The organism is Mesorhizobium sp. SP-1A (genome assembly GCF_032460275.1).
Classification (GTDB): Bacteria; Pseudomonadota; Alphaproteobacteria; order Rhizobiales; family Rhizobiaceae; genus Mesorhizobium.
This window is the reverse complement of the sequence record NZ_JAVXZD010000005.1, coordinates 231,996-247,543: the sequence shown is the minus strand read 5'-3', so window position 1 is coordinate 247,543 and position 15,548 is coordinate 231,996. Positions and strand designations below refer to the sequence as shown.

Genomic DNA, 15,548 nt, shown 5'->3' with positions numbered 1-15,548 from the left:
CCAGATGATCCGCATCCTGTTCTTCCTGCTGGTCGTCTTCGCGCTCGGCCTCGGCTTCGCGTGGCTGGCCGACCGGCCCGGCGACATGGTGGTCACCTTCGGCGGCTATCAGTACCAGGTCAGCCTGATGGTGGCGGCCGTTGCCGTCGTGGCCGCCGTGGCGGCGGTGATGATCGTCTGGTGGCTGGTAAAATCGATCTGGAACAGCCCCTATGCCATCGCCCGCCATTTCCGGGTGCGCCGCCGCGATCGGGGTTACCAGGCGCTGTCCACCGGCATGATCGCCGCCGGCGCCGGAGACGGCGCGCTGGCCCGCAAGAAGGGCAAGGAAGCGGCCAAGCTGATCCGCTCCGACCAGGAGCCGCTGATCCATCTGCTCGATGCGCAGGCGGCCCTTCTGGAAGGCGACCATGAAGGGGCGCGCAAGAAATTCGAGGCGATGCTGGACGATCCCGAGATGCGGCTGCTCGGCTTGCGCGGCCTCTATCTCGAAGCGGAACGCCTGGGCGACCGCAACGCGGCACGCCACTATGCCGGCCGCGCCGCGGCAGCCGCGCCGCAACTTGCCTGGGCGGCGGAATCGACCATGGAGGAACTGGTCGCGCGCGGCGACTGGGATGCAGCGCTCAAGCTGGTGGACGCCCAGAAATCGACCCGGCAGGTCGATCGCGCCGCCGCCGACCGCCGCCGCGCCGTGCTGCTCACCGCCAAGGCCGAAGCCCTCTTCGATTCGGAGCCGGATACGGCCAGGACCGCCGCGCAGGAGGCCAACCGGCTGCAACCGGCCTTCTCGCCTGCCGCCATCGTTGCGGCGCGGGCGCTGCTGCGTCAGAACGATGTTCGCAAGGCTTCGAAAACGCTCGAAACCGCATGGCGCGCCGAGCCGCACCCCGATGTCGCCGACCTCTACATCCACGCCCGCCCCGGCGACGCCGTGCTCGACCGTCTCAACCGCGCGCGCAAACTGCAGGAAATGAAAAAGAACCATCCCGAATCCTCGCTCGCCGTGGCCCGTGCCGCGCTGGAGGCGCAGGACTACGGGCTCGCCCGGCGGGAAGCGGATGCCGCCATCCGCATGGATCGGCGCGAGGGAGCCTACCTGCTGCTCGCCGACATCGAGGAGGCCGAGACCGGCGACGTCGGCAAGGTGCGCCAGCTTCTCGCCAAGGCGGTACGGGCGCCGCGCGACCCCGCCTGGGTGGCGGACGGCGTGGTGTCGGAACGCTGGATCCCCGCGTCGCCGGTCACCGGCAGGATCGACGCCTTCGAATGGCGCGCACCCGCCGAGCGCGTCGCCCAGCTGATCGAAAGCGCGGAGCACGATATTTCCGCCCCGCCGGTCCTCGCCGTGACGGCGCAGGACGCCCATCCGGTGCCGCCGGAGGACGTGGAAGACGCCGTCATCGAGGCGCCGGCCGCCGGGCAAGCACACAAGCCAACCGTCAGGAAAGCACCCGAACCGGCCTATGCTGACGCTGCGGAACCCGAGGCGGAGCAGCCGCGCCTGCCGGACGATCCGGGCGTCGAGCCGCAAGATGCGGAAACGGACCCACCGCAAAGCCGTTTCCGTCTGTTCTAATCCCTTCAAACCATGTCCAAGCCGACCGGAAATCGCTCGATGTTCGAACGCATGCTTTCGTTTCTCAAGGACCTGCCGGGCGCGACCGGCCATCGTCCCGGGCGGGAAGATGACGCGCGCATTGCCGCCGCCGCCCTGCTCTATCACGTCATGGCGGCGGACGGCGTGCGCCATGACGCCGAATGGGAACGTTTCAAGACGATCCTCGCCGAAACCTATTCCGTCAGCGGCGCCGAACTGGACGCACTGGCCGCTGCCGGCGAAAAGGCCGACTCCGAAGCGGTCGACCTCTACGCCTTCACCAGCGTGCTCAAGCGGCACCTCGATCATGACGCCCGCAAGGCCTTCATCGGGCTGATGTGGGAACTGGTCTATGCCGACGGCGAACTGAACGAGCTGGAGGACAATACCGTCTGGCGCGTCGCCGAACTGATCGGCGTCGAAAGCCGCGACCGCGTCGAGGCCCGCCGCAGGGTTGCGGCGCATAGCCCGAGCGCGAAAAAACCTTCCGGCGACGAATAGCTCCGACAGCCGCCATGCGAGCCAACGCGCGACCGAAAATACTGATCGTGCTGCATCAGGAAAGCTCCAGCGCCGGCCGCGTCGGCCACATGCTGGTGGAGGAGGGCTTCGACCTCGACATCCGCCGACCGCCGCTCGGCGACGCTCTACCCTCGACGCTGGACAACCACGCCGGCGCGGTGGTGTTCGGCGGCCCGATGAGCGCCAATGACGACGAGGAATTCGTGCGGCGCGAGACCGACTGGCTGGCGGTGCCGCTGAGCGAGAACCGGCCGTTCCTGGGCATCTGCCTCGGCGCGCAGATGCTGGTCAACCATCTCGGCGGCAAGGTCGAAGGCCACGGCGAAGGCCTGGTGGAGATCGGCTGGTATCCGCTGAAGCCAACCGAAGCGGGCCGCAAGCTGATGCATTGGCCCGAAATGGTCTACCAGTTCCACCGCGAGGGCTTTTCGCTGCCGAAGGACGCCACCTTGCTCGCCACGGCGGAGACCTATCCCAACCAGGCGTTCCGCTACGGCGAAAACGCCTGGGGCATCCAGTTCCATGCCGAACTGACGCGCCTGATGATGCAGCGCTGGGTAGTGCGGGCCGCCCAGCGTTTCGAGTTGCCGGGCGCGCAGCCCGGACGCGACCATCTCGGCGGCCGACTGATCTGGGACATGCATCTGAAACGCTGGCTGGGCGACTTCCTCGCGACGGTGTTCGGAAGGCCTGAAAAAAACTAGATCTCGGAAAGCCTGGATCTATGTCCGGCCATCCAGCCGCCGCACGCTGCGCAATTGCGGGAACAGCACCAGCCACAGGCCCGCGACGACAACGGCCCCGACACCGCCGAACACCACCGCCGGCACGGCACCGACAAGGGCCGCCATGGTGCCGGCGCGGAATTCGCCGACCTCGTTGGACGCCCCGACGAAGACCTGGTTGACCGCGTTGACGCGTCCGCGCACCCGGTCCGGCGTCCACAGCTGGATCAGCGTCTCGCGCACATAGACGCTGACCATGTCCGTGGCGCCCAGCACGACCAGCGCCGCGATCGACAGCCAGGTCAGCGTGGACAGGCCGAACACCACTGTGAAGGCGCCGAACAGACCGACGAAGAACAGCATCAGCAGGCCGGCATGGTCGCGGATCGGGTGTCCGGCGAGCCACACGGCGACGCCGATGGCGCCGATGCCCGGCGCTGCGCGCAGCAGGCCGAGGCCCCATGGGCCGAGTTCCAGAATATCGCGCGCATAGACCGGCAGCAGGGCCGAGGCTCCCGAAAGCAGCACCGCGAACAGGTCGAGCGAGATCGCGCCGAGCACGATCTTCTCGCTCCAGATGTAGCGGAAGCCGGCAAACAATGCCTCCAGAGAGCGCTTCTCGGTTTCGCTGCGCTGCGCGGGCTTCGGAATGGAGAATACGAGCAGCGCGGCACCCAGCATGAAGGCCGCCGCCGTTCCGTAGGCGGCTTCCGCGGCAATGCCGTAGAGCAAACCGCCCGCCACGGGGCCCACGATGGTCGCCGTTTGCCAGGCGGAGGAATTCCAGGCAACGGCATTGGCGAAATCTTCCGGCGGCACCAGATTGGCGACCAGCGAGGCCGAAGCCGGTCCGAAGAAGGCGCGGGCGGTGCCGAAAATCGCAAGCACGGCAAAGATCGGCAACGGACTGGCCACGCCGCGCAAGGCCAGCATCAGCAGCGCCGCCGCACACAGCGCCTCCATAAGCGCGGCGATCGCCATGACCAGCCGGCGCCCGAACCGGTCGGATACGGCGCCTGTCACCAGAACCAGCAGCAGCGACGGCGCGAACTGGACGATGCCGACCAGTCCGAGGTCGAACGGATCGCGGGTGAGGTCGTACATCTGCCAGCCGACCGCGACCGAAACCACCTGGGCCGCAAAGGTAGTGAAAAAGCGGGCCACCCAGAAACGCAGGAAGGCTCCATGGCGGAAGGCGGCGTAACGGTTTTCAGGCGATGCGGCTGATTGAGCGGTCATGAATTCCGGCCCCGTTGGCAGATGCGGCCGACGGGGCACTTCCACAGGGCGCTGGTTCGGCCAGCGCACCTTTAGCGCAAATCCTTCCGTTCCGCGCGCGAAAATTTAAGATCTTCGCGACGCTTCTTCGCAGTGCCTTCGCACCGGACCGGCAGGATGAGGCCGCCCCGCAATGCCGGGACGGCCTTGGCGATTCACGCCACTGGCATGCCTTCGTGGATCGCCTTTCTCACTTCGGAGCGGAATTCAGGCGTGTCCTTTGCGCCGTGGACGGCCACCGCATGCTGCACGGCGGCGGCGATCAATTCATCTTCCCTGTCTGCGGAGATCGCCACGGTGCATTTGCTTTCACTCGGGAACTCACGGCAGTCTATGTATTTGCGTGCCATTTCCTCCTCCCGATCATCGCGCCCTCACGGGCGGGGCGGATATATTAAACCTCGCTAATCTCACGGACAAATCACGAAAGCCTGCGCCGGCGTTCCGACCATCGTCATGGTCGCATCACGCAGGCGGGTTTGCAGTGCCGGCACAGTGTTCGGGAGCCGAATCCGCTGGTGGAGCTGAGGTCCACCTAACTACTATCCGACTGCATCCCGTTCCGTCCCAGCCGTCCTTGGAAAATAAGGGGGAAATGAAATTTTATGTCTCGTTCTGTCCGGCTCCGTCCGGTATCATCCCCACTTCGAAATGGGGAAAGAAGTGGGGATGGCCCGAACCCTTAACAAACTATCTGACGTAGCCGTGAAGGCGACGAAGAAGCCCGGGCGTCACTCTGACGGGGGCGGGCTCTATCTCAACGTCTCCCCTACTGGCACCAAGTCATGGCTGTTCATGTGGGTGGTGGATGGCAAGCGCCGGGAGATGGGCATGGGTGCCTATCCGGCCATTTCGCTCGCCAAGGCGAGAGCGACCGCCATCAATTGCCGGGAGGCAGTAGCAGAAGGGCGCGATCCGATAGCTGAGAAGGCCAAGGAAGCCGAACCGACCTTCGGGGAATGCGTAGACAAGCTCATAGAAAGCATCAAGGCCGAATGGCGAAGCGACAAGCACGCTTACCAGTGGCGTCAGACGCTCGGGGATAGCTATTGCCAATCCCTCCGGTCCAAGCGCGTGTCGCTGATCACCACGGAAGACGTGTTAAAGGTCCTGACACCGGTATGGGCGGCAAAGAGCGAAACCGCCTCCCGCCTACGGGGACGGATAGAGCGCGTCCTTGAGTATGCCAAGGTGAAGGGCTGGCGCTCGGGAGAGAACCCGGCAGCCTGGCGCGGCAACCTTCGCAATCTCCTGCCTCGCCGTCAGAAGCTCCAGCGCGGCCATCAGCCTGCCATGGCCTACGACAAGGTGCCGGCCTTCATGGTTCGGCTGCGGGCATCCGAGGCCATGGCGGCGCGGGCATTGGAATTCACGATCCTGGCCGCTGCCCGATCCGGTGAAACCATCGGGGCCAAGTGGCAGGAGATCGACTTTGAACGCAAGGTATGGACGGTGCCGGCCGAACGGATGAAGGGAGGCGAAACCCATGTGGTTGCCCTGTCATCCGTCGCCATTGATCTGCTCAAGGCTTTGCAGGAAGTCCACCCCGGCGGGGACTTTATCTTTGCCGGCGATCCACGGCCCGGAAATAAGCAGGACGCCAAGCACGGCCGGCCACTGTCCAACATGGCGATGATGATGCTGCTTCGACGCATGAAGCTCACGGATATCACCGTTCACGGCTTCCGTTCGGCCTTCCGCGATTGGGCTGGCGACGTTACCAGTTTCCCGCGCGACGTTGCCGAAGCTGCATTGGCCCATAAGGTCGGGAATGAGGTCGAGCGGGCCTATCGCCGCTCGGATGCGCTGGAGAAGCGCCGGAAGCTGATGCAGGCGTGGGCCGATTATCTGGCCCCCACCAAGGCCAACAATGTTTCGAAGCTTAGCGATGCGAGGAAGGCGAAAGCATCGTGAAAAATCGGAAAACTCCTAAACGCCGAACTGACAAAACTGACAGACCTCCCAACAGCGGGAGGATTGATCGAACCCGCAGGGATAGGCCGGCCAGCCGACAAGCCGGGGTGCACCTCCCGGTTTCCCTGCGGTCCCTATAGGTGCATCGCGAAGGTGTGCGATGGATTGGCGAGATAAGGCGGATTACGACCGCTGGAACAAGGAATTTTGGGACACTCCAACAGAGTGGCCGCGTGATTTGCTGGGAATGGTATTCCTCGCCCGTGCCGTCCGCGAAGTTGGCTGGAGGCAATTCGGAGATAAATGGGATGCGTCTCTGTCTCCCTACTCGGACAGGCGGGAAGACCGCGAGCTTTTCAAAGGGGCAGCTGAAACCCTTGCAACAGCCTTGGCGGAAGGGAAAGTGTCCTATGTCCTACGAGGGCTTAGCGGCGGCGCATATTCAAAGCCCCTCCCGGCCGAGCAATGGATAAGAGACGACCTGACGGCCTATTTCGATAGCTGCAGAATGGACGGCCGGATTGTCGGGCGAACACTCTCGGATTTGTGGATATTCGTGTCACGCCAATCTCTAGATAGCTTCCTCGCAAGCCTCGCGCTCGATGTAACGCCGAGCCGGCTACCGACGCAGGACGATATCAATGCGCTTATGCGCGCGGTTCTGAAGAACTGGCAGGATCACGGTAAGAAAAACGATTGGCGAGTGGGGAGGGAGCATTTCCACACAATCGCGGATTGGAAGTGGCCTGGCGTATCAACGACGGCCACACGAAAGGCATTTGAGGACTTCCAGCCGACCGAATGGGGCAAGCCGGGGAAGTTTAATTCGCTACCCCTCGAAAAAATTGCAGAGAAAGTGGGAATTTCTGCACAAAATAAAGTGTAGTTATTTCAATGTTTTGCGGGATTGTCTCCCCTTTGCGGAATTCTGCGGAATTGCTTTAGGGCTTGCGGAATTCTGCGGAAATCGACTGCGGAAATAGCTCTCATCATTCTCAGCATCGTCACCAACCGGACGCATTCGGATCAATCGGATGCCAAACGAAAGGACGATGCAGACAATGACTTTCTCTCTGAACGTCAGGCAGGCGGTCGAAGCAAGCGGGCTCACGCGCTCGCACCTCTATGAAGCCATGAAGCTAGGTGACCTCCCCGCCCGCAAGGCCGGCCGCCGCACCATCATCATGGCCGAAGACCTTCGCCGCTACATCGAAAAGCTGCCCTCCGCAAAGGAGGCGTAATATGCGCCTCCATAGCGAAACGCCGCCCCTGCGGGCAAACGCAGGGAACGGCGGATCGGTATTCGATAAGGTTTGGACCCCTTCTGAATACCGCAATCCGCCTCTCTCCGCAACGGATATGGCCGCTTCGATCATCTCGCGCCGGTTCCGTCTTTCTATTTCAACCGCCCGGCTGGTCTGCGAGCTCGCCGGCATCGGAGGGTTGCGCACATGAGCGACAAACTTCGCCTTATCGCCAAGATCGAGCCGGATGGCGGCACCCATGAAGTCATCGGGCGTGATGCCTGGGCACTCAAGAACCTCATGGACGCCGGCAAGCAGGGCTGCACCCCGATTGACCATCCCGGCCCGCGCTGGAGCCATTATGTCTACAAGCTGCGCGGCATGGGCTTCATCATCGAAACCGTTCATGAGGATCACGGCGGCCCGTTCGCCGGCACCCATGCCCGGTACGTCCTGCATTCGCAGGTGACGATCCTCCGTGAGATGGGGAGGGCGGCATAGATGGGCATAGTTCCTTTCCCGAACTTCGTCGGCGTCGAGATCAACGGCGGTGTTGTGCAGTCGGAAACAGTGACCGACGCGCGCGGCACCCGGGCCGTCCTGACCAACATCGGCAGCTTCCTCTACTATGTCGATGTGATCGAGGACGACGGCACCCGCATCAGCATGTGGGACGGCACCGATCATGCTGAAGCTGTCCGGCAGGCCAATCTTCTCGCTCTTGATTTCGGCGGGAAGGTCCGCGACCGGGCGGGAGGTACACTATGAACCTCCAATTCGCAGCAAGGGCGCTCGGCGGGAATGTTGCTGGCCACGCTTCCGTGGCCTGTCCTGGCCCCGGCCATGGTCGCAACGACCGCAGCCTGTCCGTCACCTTCGATGAAGCCGCACCGGATGGCTTTCTCGTCAACAGCTTCGCGGGCGACGACTTCGCCGCCTGCCGTGACCATGTGCGCTACCTGCTCGGCTTCGGATCGTTCGAACCGCGCCGCCAGAAAGACCAGCAGCGCCGTCCTTTCGTCGTTGCCCATCAGGAGCCTGACACTGGCAAGCGTGTCGAGTTCGCGGCGTCCCTATGGCGTGAGGCACGAGCCATCGGCCGGACACTTGCAGAAACCTACCTGTGTGGCCGTGGTATCGACATTCCTGGCGGACTTTATGCTGGCGACGTGCTGCGCTTCCATCCTGCCTGGAGGGTTTGGTCATTAAAGCTGAAGCTCTGACCGAGTGGAACCGCGTCGGCCCTCGCTGGGGCGACCGGCTCGCGATCCAGTATGGTCAGAACTGGCATGGTCAGATAGCGGCCGCAATCTTGCGTCACGCCAACGGCGATGCCGCATGAAGTGGCAGAGAGCTTGCGAACGGCTCTTCTCTCCAGCAGAATGCAGAAATTACTTCACTGCCGCAGGATATGGACTCAAATGAAAGTCCGCCACTCTAACTCACGAACCCCTTGAGGGAACGTATAGTGTTGAAGGCAAGCGCTTCAAATTTCGCCTGCAATTTGTAGCCAGGGACGGGGAAAAGAAGGCCGTGGCCCTCAAGGATATCGAAAACCATGTGCGTTCAGTAGACGAGCATCTGAAGGCGCTTGAAGCCATCTTGGATCGCTTGTTCGAAAAGTACGAGCAAGCGGAATAGGCCGTAGACCTTCTAGAAATAACGCCACGGCGGTAATTTTGTCATGCACCCATAGGCGGGTCAGAGCGGCGGCAGCGGTGCCGCCGTTTTCATTGTGCCTATAAGGCACATTCAGACATGACGGCCTGAATTGCAGGTATCGCAGTCAGAAGGGTTTTGTCAGCTTTGTCAGTTCGCATTTTGAGCGAATGGGAAAATTGATCCGCCGAAGCCGGATTGCCCGAAAACCTGTTTCATGAGCCTCAAGACCCCGAAAGGGCAGTCACAACCGAGCAAAGTGGGGAAGAAAGTGGGGATGATTCATCCGGCTTCTGGAAAGTGAAGGAAAATCAATGCCGAATGACCCACCGCTGGTGGAGCTGAGGGGGATCGAACCCCTGACCTCATCATTGCGAACGATGCGCTCTCCCAGCTGAGCTACAGCCCCGTTCAGCGGATGGCGCATTTATGGGCCGAGGCCCTGGGCTGTCAAGCGAGCAATTCACGCAGGCAAAATTGCCGTCGGCCGCTGTGGGCGATGCCAGCGTCTGGGCCGGCTCCACGACCTTCCGGTCAGATGCCGGCGAAGACCGGCTCTTGCCGCTTTTCCCGGTAATGGCTACATGTCGGCTACAATCGGAGACCGGCATGCTCGCCCTTATTCAGACCATCATCCTGGCCCTGGACCTCTATTGGTGGATCATCATCGCCGCAGCCATCTTCTCCTGGCTCTATGCCTTCAACGTGGTCAATCCGCGCAATCAGGTGGTGGGCACGGTCGGCAATGCGCTTTACCGGCTGACCGAGCCGGCATTGCGGCCCATCAGGCGCTTCATGCCCGATCTAGGCGGCATCGACATCTCGCCGATCATCCTGTTGCTGATCCTGTTCTTCCTGCGGCAGTTCATCATCACGACCATCGTGCCGGCTGTGATCTGATCTCGGCGGACGGCAGTCCGCTGCGCGCAGACCCGATCGACGTCCAATGCGGCTGACGCCGCAATCCGCATCCGGTGCGCCGAAAGCGTGGACGTCGCCGGCAGAAATGGCCAATCAGGGGCGCCGGCACGCCAGAAAACCCGCCGGCACCATCCCGTGGCTTACTTCGCCTTGGCCTTGTTGGCCCGCTCGATCGCTTCCACGATCATCTTCTTGGCATAGGCGGCGTCCTGCCAGCCGTCGATCTTCACCCATTTGCCGGGCTCGAGATCCTTGTAGTGCTGGAAGAAATGCGACACCTGATCGAGGGTGATCTGCGGCAGGTCGGTGTAGGTGGACACCTTCTCGTAGCGCTTGGTCAGGTGCGGCGAGGGCACGGCGATGATCTTCTCGTCCTGGCCGGCATTGTCTTCCATGACCAGGACGCCGATCGGCCGCACATTGATGATGCAGCCGGGGATCAGCGCGCGCGTGTTGCAGACCAGCACGTCGATGGGGTCGCCATCGTCCGAGAGCGTGTGCGGCACGAAACCGTAATTGCCCGGATAACGCATCGGCGTGTGCAGGAAACGGTCCACGAACAGCGTCCCGGCCTCCTTGTCCATCTCGTACTTGATCGGCTCGCCTCCGACCGGGACCTCGATGATGACATTGACGTCCTCGGGCGGATTGCTGCCCACGGCTATCGCTTCGATGCGCATGCTTCAGTTCCTGTTTCGGTTCGGCGAGACCGATATAGGCAGGCGCGGCCGCGCGCAATATGGCGAATCGGCTAACGCCCGGCCTGACAGGGACGGCGGGAAAGGCATCAAACCATTCCTGCCGTGTCTATGACCTCAGGATATGGCGCCTATTCCCAGACGAAGGCGACCTTCTTCAGCGCCTTCTGCTCGAACACTTCGACGCCTTCGGCCACGTCGCGGCCACCGGCGCCGGCATAGAAGTCGAGCGCGTTCTGGTTTTCTTCGAGGGCCCAGACCACCATGCCCTTCAGCCCATGGTCAGAGAGCGCACGCCGCGCCGCGCCGAAAAGCCGGCTGCCGAGACCGATGCCCTGATATTCGGGACGCAGGTAAAGCTCGTAGATTTCGCCCTGCTGCTTCAGGGCCTTGGCGCGGTTGCGGCCGATCGTGGCGTATCCGGCGATCGTGCCGCCGATCTCGACCACCAGCACCACGGCGGCGCGCCGAATCGCGTTGGCCCACCAGTCGGAACCGCGCCGGTTGATCATGCTCGTCAGGGTCTTGTGCGGGATGATGCCGCTATAGGCGCCGCGCCAGGCCTCCAGATGCACCTCGGCGATCTGGCCCGCGTCGCGGGGTTCGGCCTTCCTGATGTCGATGGTCAGCGTGTTCATGATTTGTTAACCATAAACCCGCTTCCGGCGCTTGCAAAGAGTCAGCCGTTACCCGCCGTCGCAATTTCACACAGGCCGGAACGGTGGACCGGGCTTCAGATCTCGACGAGGTGGTCGTCCAATTCGTTGACGTCGCCGGGCGTGACCGGAAAATGCTCGGCCAGCACCATGCCGATGGCGCCGATGGCGTGGACGAAGCCGTCGGCAAGGCGGTCGTCGCGCGCATGGGCGGTGAGTTCGTCCACCACGCCGTCCCACACATGCTGGCCGACGCGCTCGTCGATGCCCGAATCGGCGACCACCTCGGCGTAGTGCTCGGCGATCGAAACGAAGACCAGCACTCCGGTGCGCGCCGCCGTCACATGGACGTTGCGGGCAAGGAACTGCTTCACCGCATTTTCATGCGCCGCCCGGTAGCGCAATCCGCGCGGCACGAGATGGATGCGCAGCGCGGGCGCAAGCCAGAGCAGCACATAGACCGAAATGAAAGCCAGCATCTGCGCCAGCACGAAATGGGGCAGCCGCAGCGTCAGCCACCAGGCTTCCAGGCCGAAGGCGACGACGAGGCTGGCCAGCAGCATCGCGATGGTGGCGGTGAAGGCGGCCGGAAAGAAATACCCGTCGCTGGAACGGGCGACGACGCAATAGATTTCGCCGTCGGTCTTCGCCTCGGCGGCCCGGATCGCTTCCGTTATGCGGGCATGATCCTCAGCGGTGATGGGTCGTGTCGCCATGATCAGCCTCACCAACTTCCCGAGGCGCCGCCGCCGCCCGACGAGCCGCCGCCGCCGGAGAAGCCGCCGCCACCCGACGACCAACCTCCGCCGCCCGACGACCAGCCGCCACCGGAACCGCCGCCCGACGAGCGCCTGTTGTCGAAGGTCATGCCCAGCCAGCGATAACGGCCGGGACCGATCCTGGTGCCGAAGATCGGGGGCAGGACAGCCATGGCGAAGCCGCCGAAGAAGATGAGGGCCCAGATGGTGATGAAGACGGCGAAGACGAGATCGTCGCTGCTGTAGGCCGATTGCTGGTGGCGCTTGCCGCGCGCCTCCAGCTCTTCCGGATTGCCCTGCAGCACCATGATGATGTCGTCGACGGCCTTGGTGATGCCGCCGTTGAAATCGCCCGCACGGAAGGCAGGCACGAGATCGTTCTCGATGATGAGCTTGCTGTGCAGGTCGGTCAGCGTGCCTTCGAGCCCGTAGCCGACCTCGATGCGCATCTTGCGGTCGTCGCGGGCGATCAAAAGCAATATGCCGTTGTTGTCGCCGGCCTGCCCGAGCCCCCAGGCGCGGAACAGGCGGTTGGCATAGGGTTCTATCTCCTCGCCGCCGAGGCTGGGAACGGTGGCGACGACGATCTGGTCGGACCCCTTTTTCTCGAAATCTGCCAGCTTCTGCGTCAATGCCGCCTTGGTGGCGGCATCGAGCATGCCGGCATCATCGACCACCCGACCGGTGAGCTTCGGCAGATCCGCCTGCGCCATGGCGCCGCTCAGGGCAAGCAGCAGGGCAAGCAGCGCCAGGACGGCGAGCCGCAATGCGGCGGCCCCGCCTTGCACGGGGCGCGGGCCGGCGCCCCTTGCCTCGATCGACGCGATGCTCACGGCGCGAATATCCCGGCGTCAGCCGCCCTGGCCGGTGCCGAAATTCACCTTCGGCACGCCCAGCTTGTCTTCCGGCGCCGAGAAGTTCTGGAAGGGCTGGCTGTTGCGGAACCACAGCGTCGCCCAGATCACCGACGGGAAGGTGCGCAGCGTCAAATTGTAGTCGCGCACCGCCTGGATGTAGTCGCGCCGGGCGACCGCGATGCGGTTCTCGGTGCCTTCCAGTTGCGCCTGCAGGGCCAGGAAATTCTGGTTGGCCTTCAGATCGGGATAGTTCTCGACCACAGCCAGCAGCCGCGACAGCGCGTTGGTCAATCCGGCCTGGCTGTCCTGGAATTTCTTGAAGGCTTCCGGGTCGGACAGATTCTCAGGCGAGATCGTCACCTGCGTTGCCTTGGAACGGGCATCGACCACCGCCTGCAGCGTGTCCTTCTCGTGTGCGGCATAGCCTTTCACGGTCTCGACCAGGTTGGGAATGAGATCGGCGCGGCGCTGGTACTGGTTCTGCACCTCGCTCCAGGCTGCCTTTGCGTTTTCCTCGGCCGTGGGAATGGTGTTGTAGCCGCAAGCGCTGAGCAACGGCAGCAGCACGGCCATGACGAAAATCGTCGGCAGGCTGCGGGGAAGAGGGAGAAGGCGCGTAGAAGGCATATGCTTTTCCTTCAACTGGGACGGGAAACCGAAGCAATAGCATAAACCGCGCCCAAGAAAATGCCCGGCCGCGAACATCGGCTTGGCATCATGCGAGAGCGCAGCTAAGCCTGTTGGCCGGACAATGAACCGTCTAAGGTCAGGCCCATGGCGGCGGACAGGCACGAGCGCGATCGGCAACAGGAGCGGGAATCGCGCCGCATCCTGGATCGCATCGCGCGCGAGACCGAACCCGGGCTTTCTCCGCTGATCTCCCGCGCGGTGCGCAATGCGCGCGATCACGTCGCCGCCGAGGATGCGGACCCTACCGATGCCGTCGAAGTCTGGGGCACGCGCATCGGCCGTGTGCTCGGGCTGGTGCTGGCAGTGGCCATCATGGTCTGGCTCGCCTTCTTTCTCATCAACAACGGATAGCACCTGATGCCCAGCCCTGGCGCCCGGCGACCCGCCGTCATCGTCGTCTCAAGCCATGTCGCGCGCGGTTCCGTCGGCAACCGCGCCGCCGTGTTCGCCCTGGAGGCGCTGGGGTTTCCGGTCTGGGCCGTGCCCACGGTGATCCTGCCTTGGCATCCCGGCCACGGCCTCGCCACAAGGATCGTTCCGCCTGCGGAACAGTTTGCGGCATTGCTGTCCGATCTTGCGGGCTCGCCGTGGCTCGGTGAAGTGGGCGCGGTGCTCTCCGGCTATCTCGGCGAGGCCGGCCAGGCCGAGGCGGTGGCCTCGCTGGTCGACGCCGTGCGGGCCCGGAACCCGGGCGCTCTCTATGTCTGCGATCCGGTAATGGGCGATTCCGCAGGCCTCTATGTGCCGGAGACAACCGCCGCCGCGATACGCGACCGGCTGGTGCCGATCGCCGATATCGCCACACCCAATCGCTATGAGTTGGAATGGATCGTCGGACGCAAGCTGCCGGACATGGGCGCGACCGCGGCGGCGGCCCGCCTGGCCGGGCCTGCTTCCATGCTCGTCACCTCCGCGCCGCCGGCGCTGAACGGCCGTATCGCCAACCTGCTGGTGACCGGCGAAACGACGCTGTTGGCCGAACATGCCACAGTCGCGCGGCCGCCGAACGGGCTGGGCGATCTCACTGCCGCGCTCTATCTGGCCCGCATTCTTGACGGCGGCACGCCGCCGGAAGCCCTTCGCTCGACCACGGCTGCGGTCTACGATATTCTCACCCGCACAGTGGCGCGCGGCGGCGACGAGTTGCAGCTGGAAACCGATTCCGCCTGCCTGTCCCATCCGGCGGCGACGGTCGAATTGCATGAGCTTGCCCACCCGCGCAGGTAGCGGGATTTCCTCTTCGGGTACAATGCGGGTGGTCCCGAAACGATAGTCGCGCTCCAAGCGCATTTCCGCATTGATCGCGAGACGCTTTTCGCCTTAATTGCGGCCGATGTCACATCTGCCCGAACACCTTCTCACCGGCCACCGCAACTTCATGCGCGGGCGCTATGCCGCTGAAAGCGACCGCTATACGTCGCTGGCGCGCGAAGGCCAGTCGCCGCAAACCATGATCATCGCCTGTTGCGATTCGCGCTCGGCGCCGGAGACCATCTTCGATGCCGGGCCGGGCGAGTTGTTCGTGTTGCGCAACGTCGCCAATCTGATCCCGCCCTACGAGCCGGACGGCGAATTCCATTCGACCTCCGCCGCGCTCGAATTCGCCGTGCAGAGCCTGAAGGTGAAGCACATCGTCGTCATGGGGCATGGCCGTTGCGGCGGCATCCGGGCCGCGCTGAGCGCCGATCACGCCCCGCTATCGCCCGGCGATTTCATCGGCAAGTGGATGAGCCTGATCGCCCCGGCGGCCGAATCGGTCGCGGCGACCACCGCCATGACGGCGACCGAACGCCAGACCGCGCTGGAGCGCATCTCGATCCGCTATTCCATCGCCAACCTGCGCACCTTCCCCTGCATCAAGATCCTCGAGGACAAGGGCAGGTTGACGCTGCACGGCGCCTGGTTCGACATCTCGACCGCGGAATTGTGGGCGATGAATCGCGATACCGGCGATTTCGAGCGGGCGCTCGATTAGCATCGTACGGATAGCTTGGCGTTGCGCCGGCGCGACCCCCGCCTTACATCG

21 protein-coding genes and 1 tRNA gene are annotated in these 15,548 nt (G+C 63.6%); 14 read left to right on the top strand and 8 right to left on the bottom strand.

What is annotated here, in order from left to right; genetic code table 11:
• Positions 1-4: 4 nt before the first annotated feature.
• Genes QU595_RS22650 through QU595_RS22640 form a run of 3 tightly spaced genes read left to right on the top strand, consistent with a single transcriptional unit; the run spans position 5 to position 2,826 of the window.
• Entirely contained in the window at positions 5-1,579 is a 1,575-nt protein-coding gene (locus QU595_RS22650) for a heme biosynthesis protein HemY (RefSeq protein ID WP_315926168.1), read from the top strand.
• A 39-nt stretch (positions 1,580-1,618) separates the two neighbouring features.
• Positions 1,619-2,101 (top strand): TerB family tellurite resistance protein, encoded by a 483-nt coding sequence (locus tag QU595_RS22645; protein WP_315926165.1) that lies wholly within the window; start codon positions 1,619-1,621, stop codon positions 2,099-2,101.
• 14 nt (positions 2,102-2,115) lie between these two features.
• Positions 2,116-2,826, top strand: coding sequence for a glutamine amidotransferase (locus tag QU595_RS22640; RefSeq protein ID WP_315926163.1), 711 nt, complete (start codon positions 2,116-2,118; stop codon positions 2,824-2,826).
• A gap of 18 nt (positions 2,827-2,844) precedes the next feature.
• On the opposite strand, the gene QU595_RS22635 is transcribed toward QU595_RS22640, so the two are convergent.
• Both QU595_RS22635 and QU595_RS22630 read right to left on the bottom strand, forming a co-directional pair.
• Positions 2,845-4,086, bottom strand: a complete 1,242-nt coding sequence (locus QU595_RS22635) for an MFS transporter (RefSeq protein ID WP_315926161.1) — start codon at positions 4,084-4,086, stop codon at positions 2,845-2,847.
• Positions 4,087-4,280: 194 nt separating this feature from the next.
• Positions 4,281-4,475 carry a DUF1059 domain-containing protein gene (locus tag QU595_RS22630; RefSeq protein ID WP_315926159.1) on the bottom strand — a complete coding sequence of 65 codons (195 nt, stop codon included), beginning with the start codon at positions 4,473-4,475 and terminating at the stop codon, positions 4,281-4,283.
• Positions 4,476-4,776: 301 nt separating this feature from the next.
• On the opposite strand from QU595_RS22630, the gene QU595_RS22625 reads away from it, so the two are divergent.
• The 7 genes from QU595_RS22625 to QU595_RS22595 all read left to right on the top strand — a co-directional run bounded on the left by QU595_RS22625 (position 4,777) and on the right by QU595_RS22595 (position 8,506).
• Positions 4,777-6,039: a tyrosine-type recombinase/integrase gene (locus QU595_RS22625; protein WP_315926157.1), complete on the top strand. Its 1,263-nt coding sequence runs from the start codon at positions 4,777-4,779 to the stop codon at positions 6,037-6,039.
• A 160-nt stretch (positions 6,040-6,199) separates the two neighbouring features.
• On the top strand, positions 6,200-6,925 hold the full coding sequence (locus tag QU595_RS22620; protein ID WP_315926155.1) for a hypothetical protein: 726 nt from the start codon (positions 6,200-6,202) through the stop codon (positions 6,923-6,925).
• 175 nt (positions 6,926-7,100) lie between these two features.
• Positions 7,101-7,280 (top strand): helix-turn-helix domain-containing protein, encoded by a 180-nt coding sequence (locus QU595_RS22615; protein WP_292837875.1) that lies wholly within the window; start codon positions 7,101-7,103, stop codon positions 7,278-7,280.
• Between the two features lies 1 nt (position 7,281).
• Positions 7,282-7,494, top strand: a complete 213-nt coding sequence (locus QU595_RS22610; RefSeq protein ID WP_315926152.1) for a hypothetical protein — start codon at positions 7,282-7,284, stop codon at positions 7,492-7,494.
• Positions 7,491-7,784 (top strand): hypothetical protein, encoded by a 294-nt coding sequence (locus QU595_RS22605; protein ID WP_315926150.1) that lies wholly within the window; start codon positions 7,491-7,493, stop codon positions 7,782-7,784. The genes QU595_RS22610 and QU595_RS22605 overlap by 4 nt, the downstream gene beginning before the upstream one ends.
• A complete protein-coding gene (locus QU595_RS22600; RefSeq protein WP_315926148.1) occupies positions 7,785-8,051 on the top strand; it encodes a hypothetical protein in 267 nt (88 codons plus the stop codon).
• Positions 8,048-8,506, top strand: coding sequence for a hypothetical protein (locus QU595_RS22595; protein ID WP_315926146.1), 459 nt, complete (start codon positions 8,048-8,050; stop codon positions 8,504-8,506). The genes QU595_RS22600 and QU595_RS22595 overlap by 4 nt, the downstream gene beginning before the upstream one ends.
• Positions 8,507-9,275: 769 nt before the next feature.
• Here QU595_RS22595 and QU595_RS22590 read toward each other — a convergent pair.
• A tRNA-Ala gene (locus QU595_RS22590) sits at positions 9,276-9,351 on the bottom strand.
• A 200-nt stretch (positions 9,352-9,551) separates the two neighbouring features.
• On the opposite strand from QU595_RS22590, the gene QU595_RS22585 reads away from it, so the two are divergent.
• The gene (locus QU595_RS22585) at positions 9,552-9,842 is read left to right on the top strand and encodes a YggT family protein (protein ID WP_315926144.1); all 291 of its coding nucleotides are present in this window, start codon (positions 9,552-9,554) and stop codon (positions 9,840-9,842) included.
• A gap of 161 nt (positions 9,843-10,003) precedes the next feature.
• Here the strand turns inward: QU595_RS22585 and ppa are convergent, their stop codons facing one another.
• The 5 genes from ppa to QU595_RS22560 form a co-directional block, all read right to left on the bottom strand.
• Positions 10,004-10,543 carry an inorganic diphosphatase gene (ppa, locus tag QU595_RS22580; protein WP_315926142.1) on the bottom strand — a complete coding sequence of 180 codons (540 nt, stop codon included), beginning with the start codon at positions 10,541-10,543 and terminating at the stop codon, positions 10,004-10,006.
• A 149-nt stretch (positions 10,544-10,692) separates the two neighbouring features.
• The gene (locus tag QU595_RS22575; RefSeq protein WP_315926140.1) at positions 10,693-11,199 is read right to left on the bottom strand and encodes a GNAT family N-acetyltransferase; all 507 of its coding nucleotides are present in this window, start codon (positions 11,197-11,199) and stop codon (positions 10,693-10,695) included.
• A gap of 95 nt (positions 11,200-11,294) precedes the next feature.
• On the bottom strand, positions 11,295-11,933 hold the full coding sequence (locus QU595_RS22570; protein WP_315926138.1) for a TPM domain-containing protein: 639 nt from the start codon (positions 11,931-11,933) through the stop codon (positions 11,295-11,297).
• A gap of 8 nt (positions 11,934-11,941) precedes the next feature.
• On the bottom strand, positions 11,942-12,688 hold the full coding sequence (locus tag QU595_RS22565) for a TPM domain-containing protein (RefSeq protein WP_410000557.1): 747 nt from the start codon (positions 12,686-12,688) through the stop codon (positions 11,942-11,944).
• A 138-nt stretch (positions 12,689-12,826) separates the two neighbouring features.
• Positions 12,827-13,459 carry a LemA family protein gene (locus QU595_RS22560; protein WP_315926136.1) on the bottom strand — a complete coding sequence of 211 codons (633 nt, stop codon included), beginning with the start codon at positions 13,457-13,459 and terminating at the stop codon, positions 12,827-12,829.
• Positions 13,460-13,606: 147 nt separating this feature from the next.
• Between QU595_RS22560 and QU595_RS22555 the strand changes: the two genes are divergently transcribed.
• From QU595_RS22555 to QU595_RS22545, 3 genes are all read left to right on the top strand, one after another.
• A complete protein-coding gene (locus QU595_RS22555) occupies positions 13,607-13,873 on the top strand; it encodes a hypothetical protein (RefSeq protein ID WP_315926134.1) in 267 nt (88 codons plus the stop codon).
• A gap of 6 nt (positions 13,874-13,879) precedes the next feature.
• Entirely contained in the window at positions 13,880-14,749 is an 870-nt protein-coding gene (gene pdxY, locus QU595_RS22550; protein ID WP_315926132.1) for a pyridoxal kinase PdxY, read from the top strand.
• Positions 14,750-14,855: 106 nt separating this feature from the next.
• Positions 14,856-15,497 (top strand): carbonic anhydrase, encoded by a 642-nt coding sequence (locus tag QU595_RS22545; protein WP_315926130.1) that lies wholly within the window; start codon positions 14,856-14,858, stop codon positions 15,495-15,497.
• Positions 15,498-15,548 lie beyond the last annotated feature (51 nt).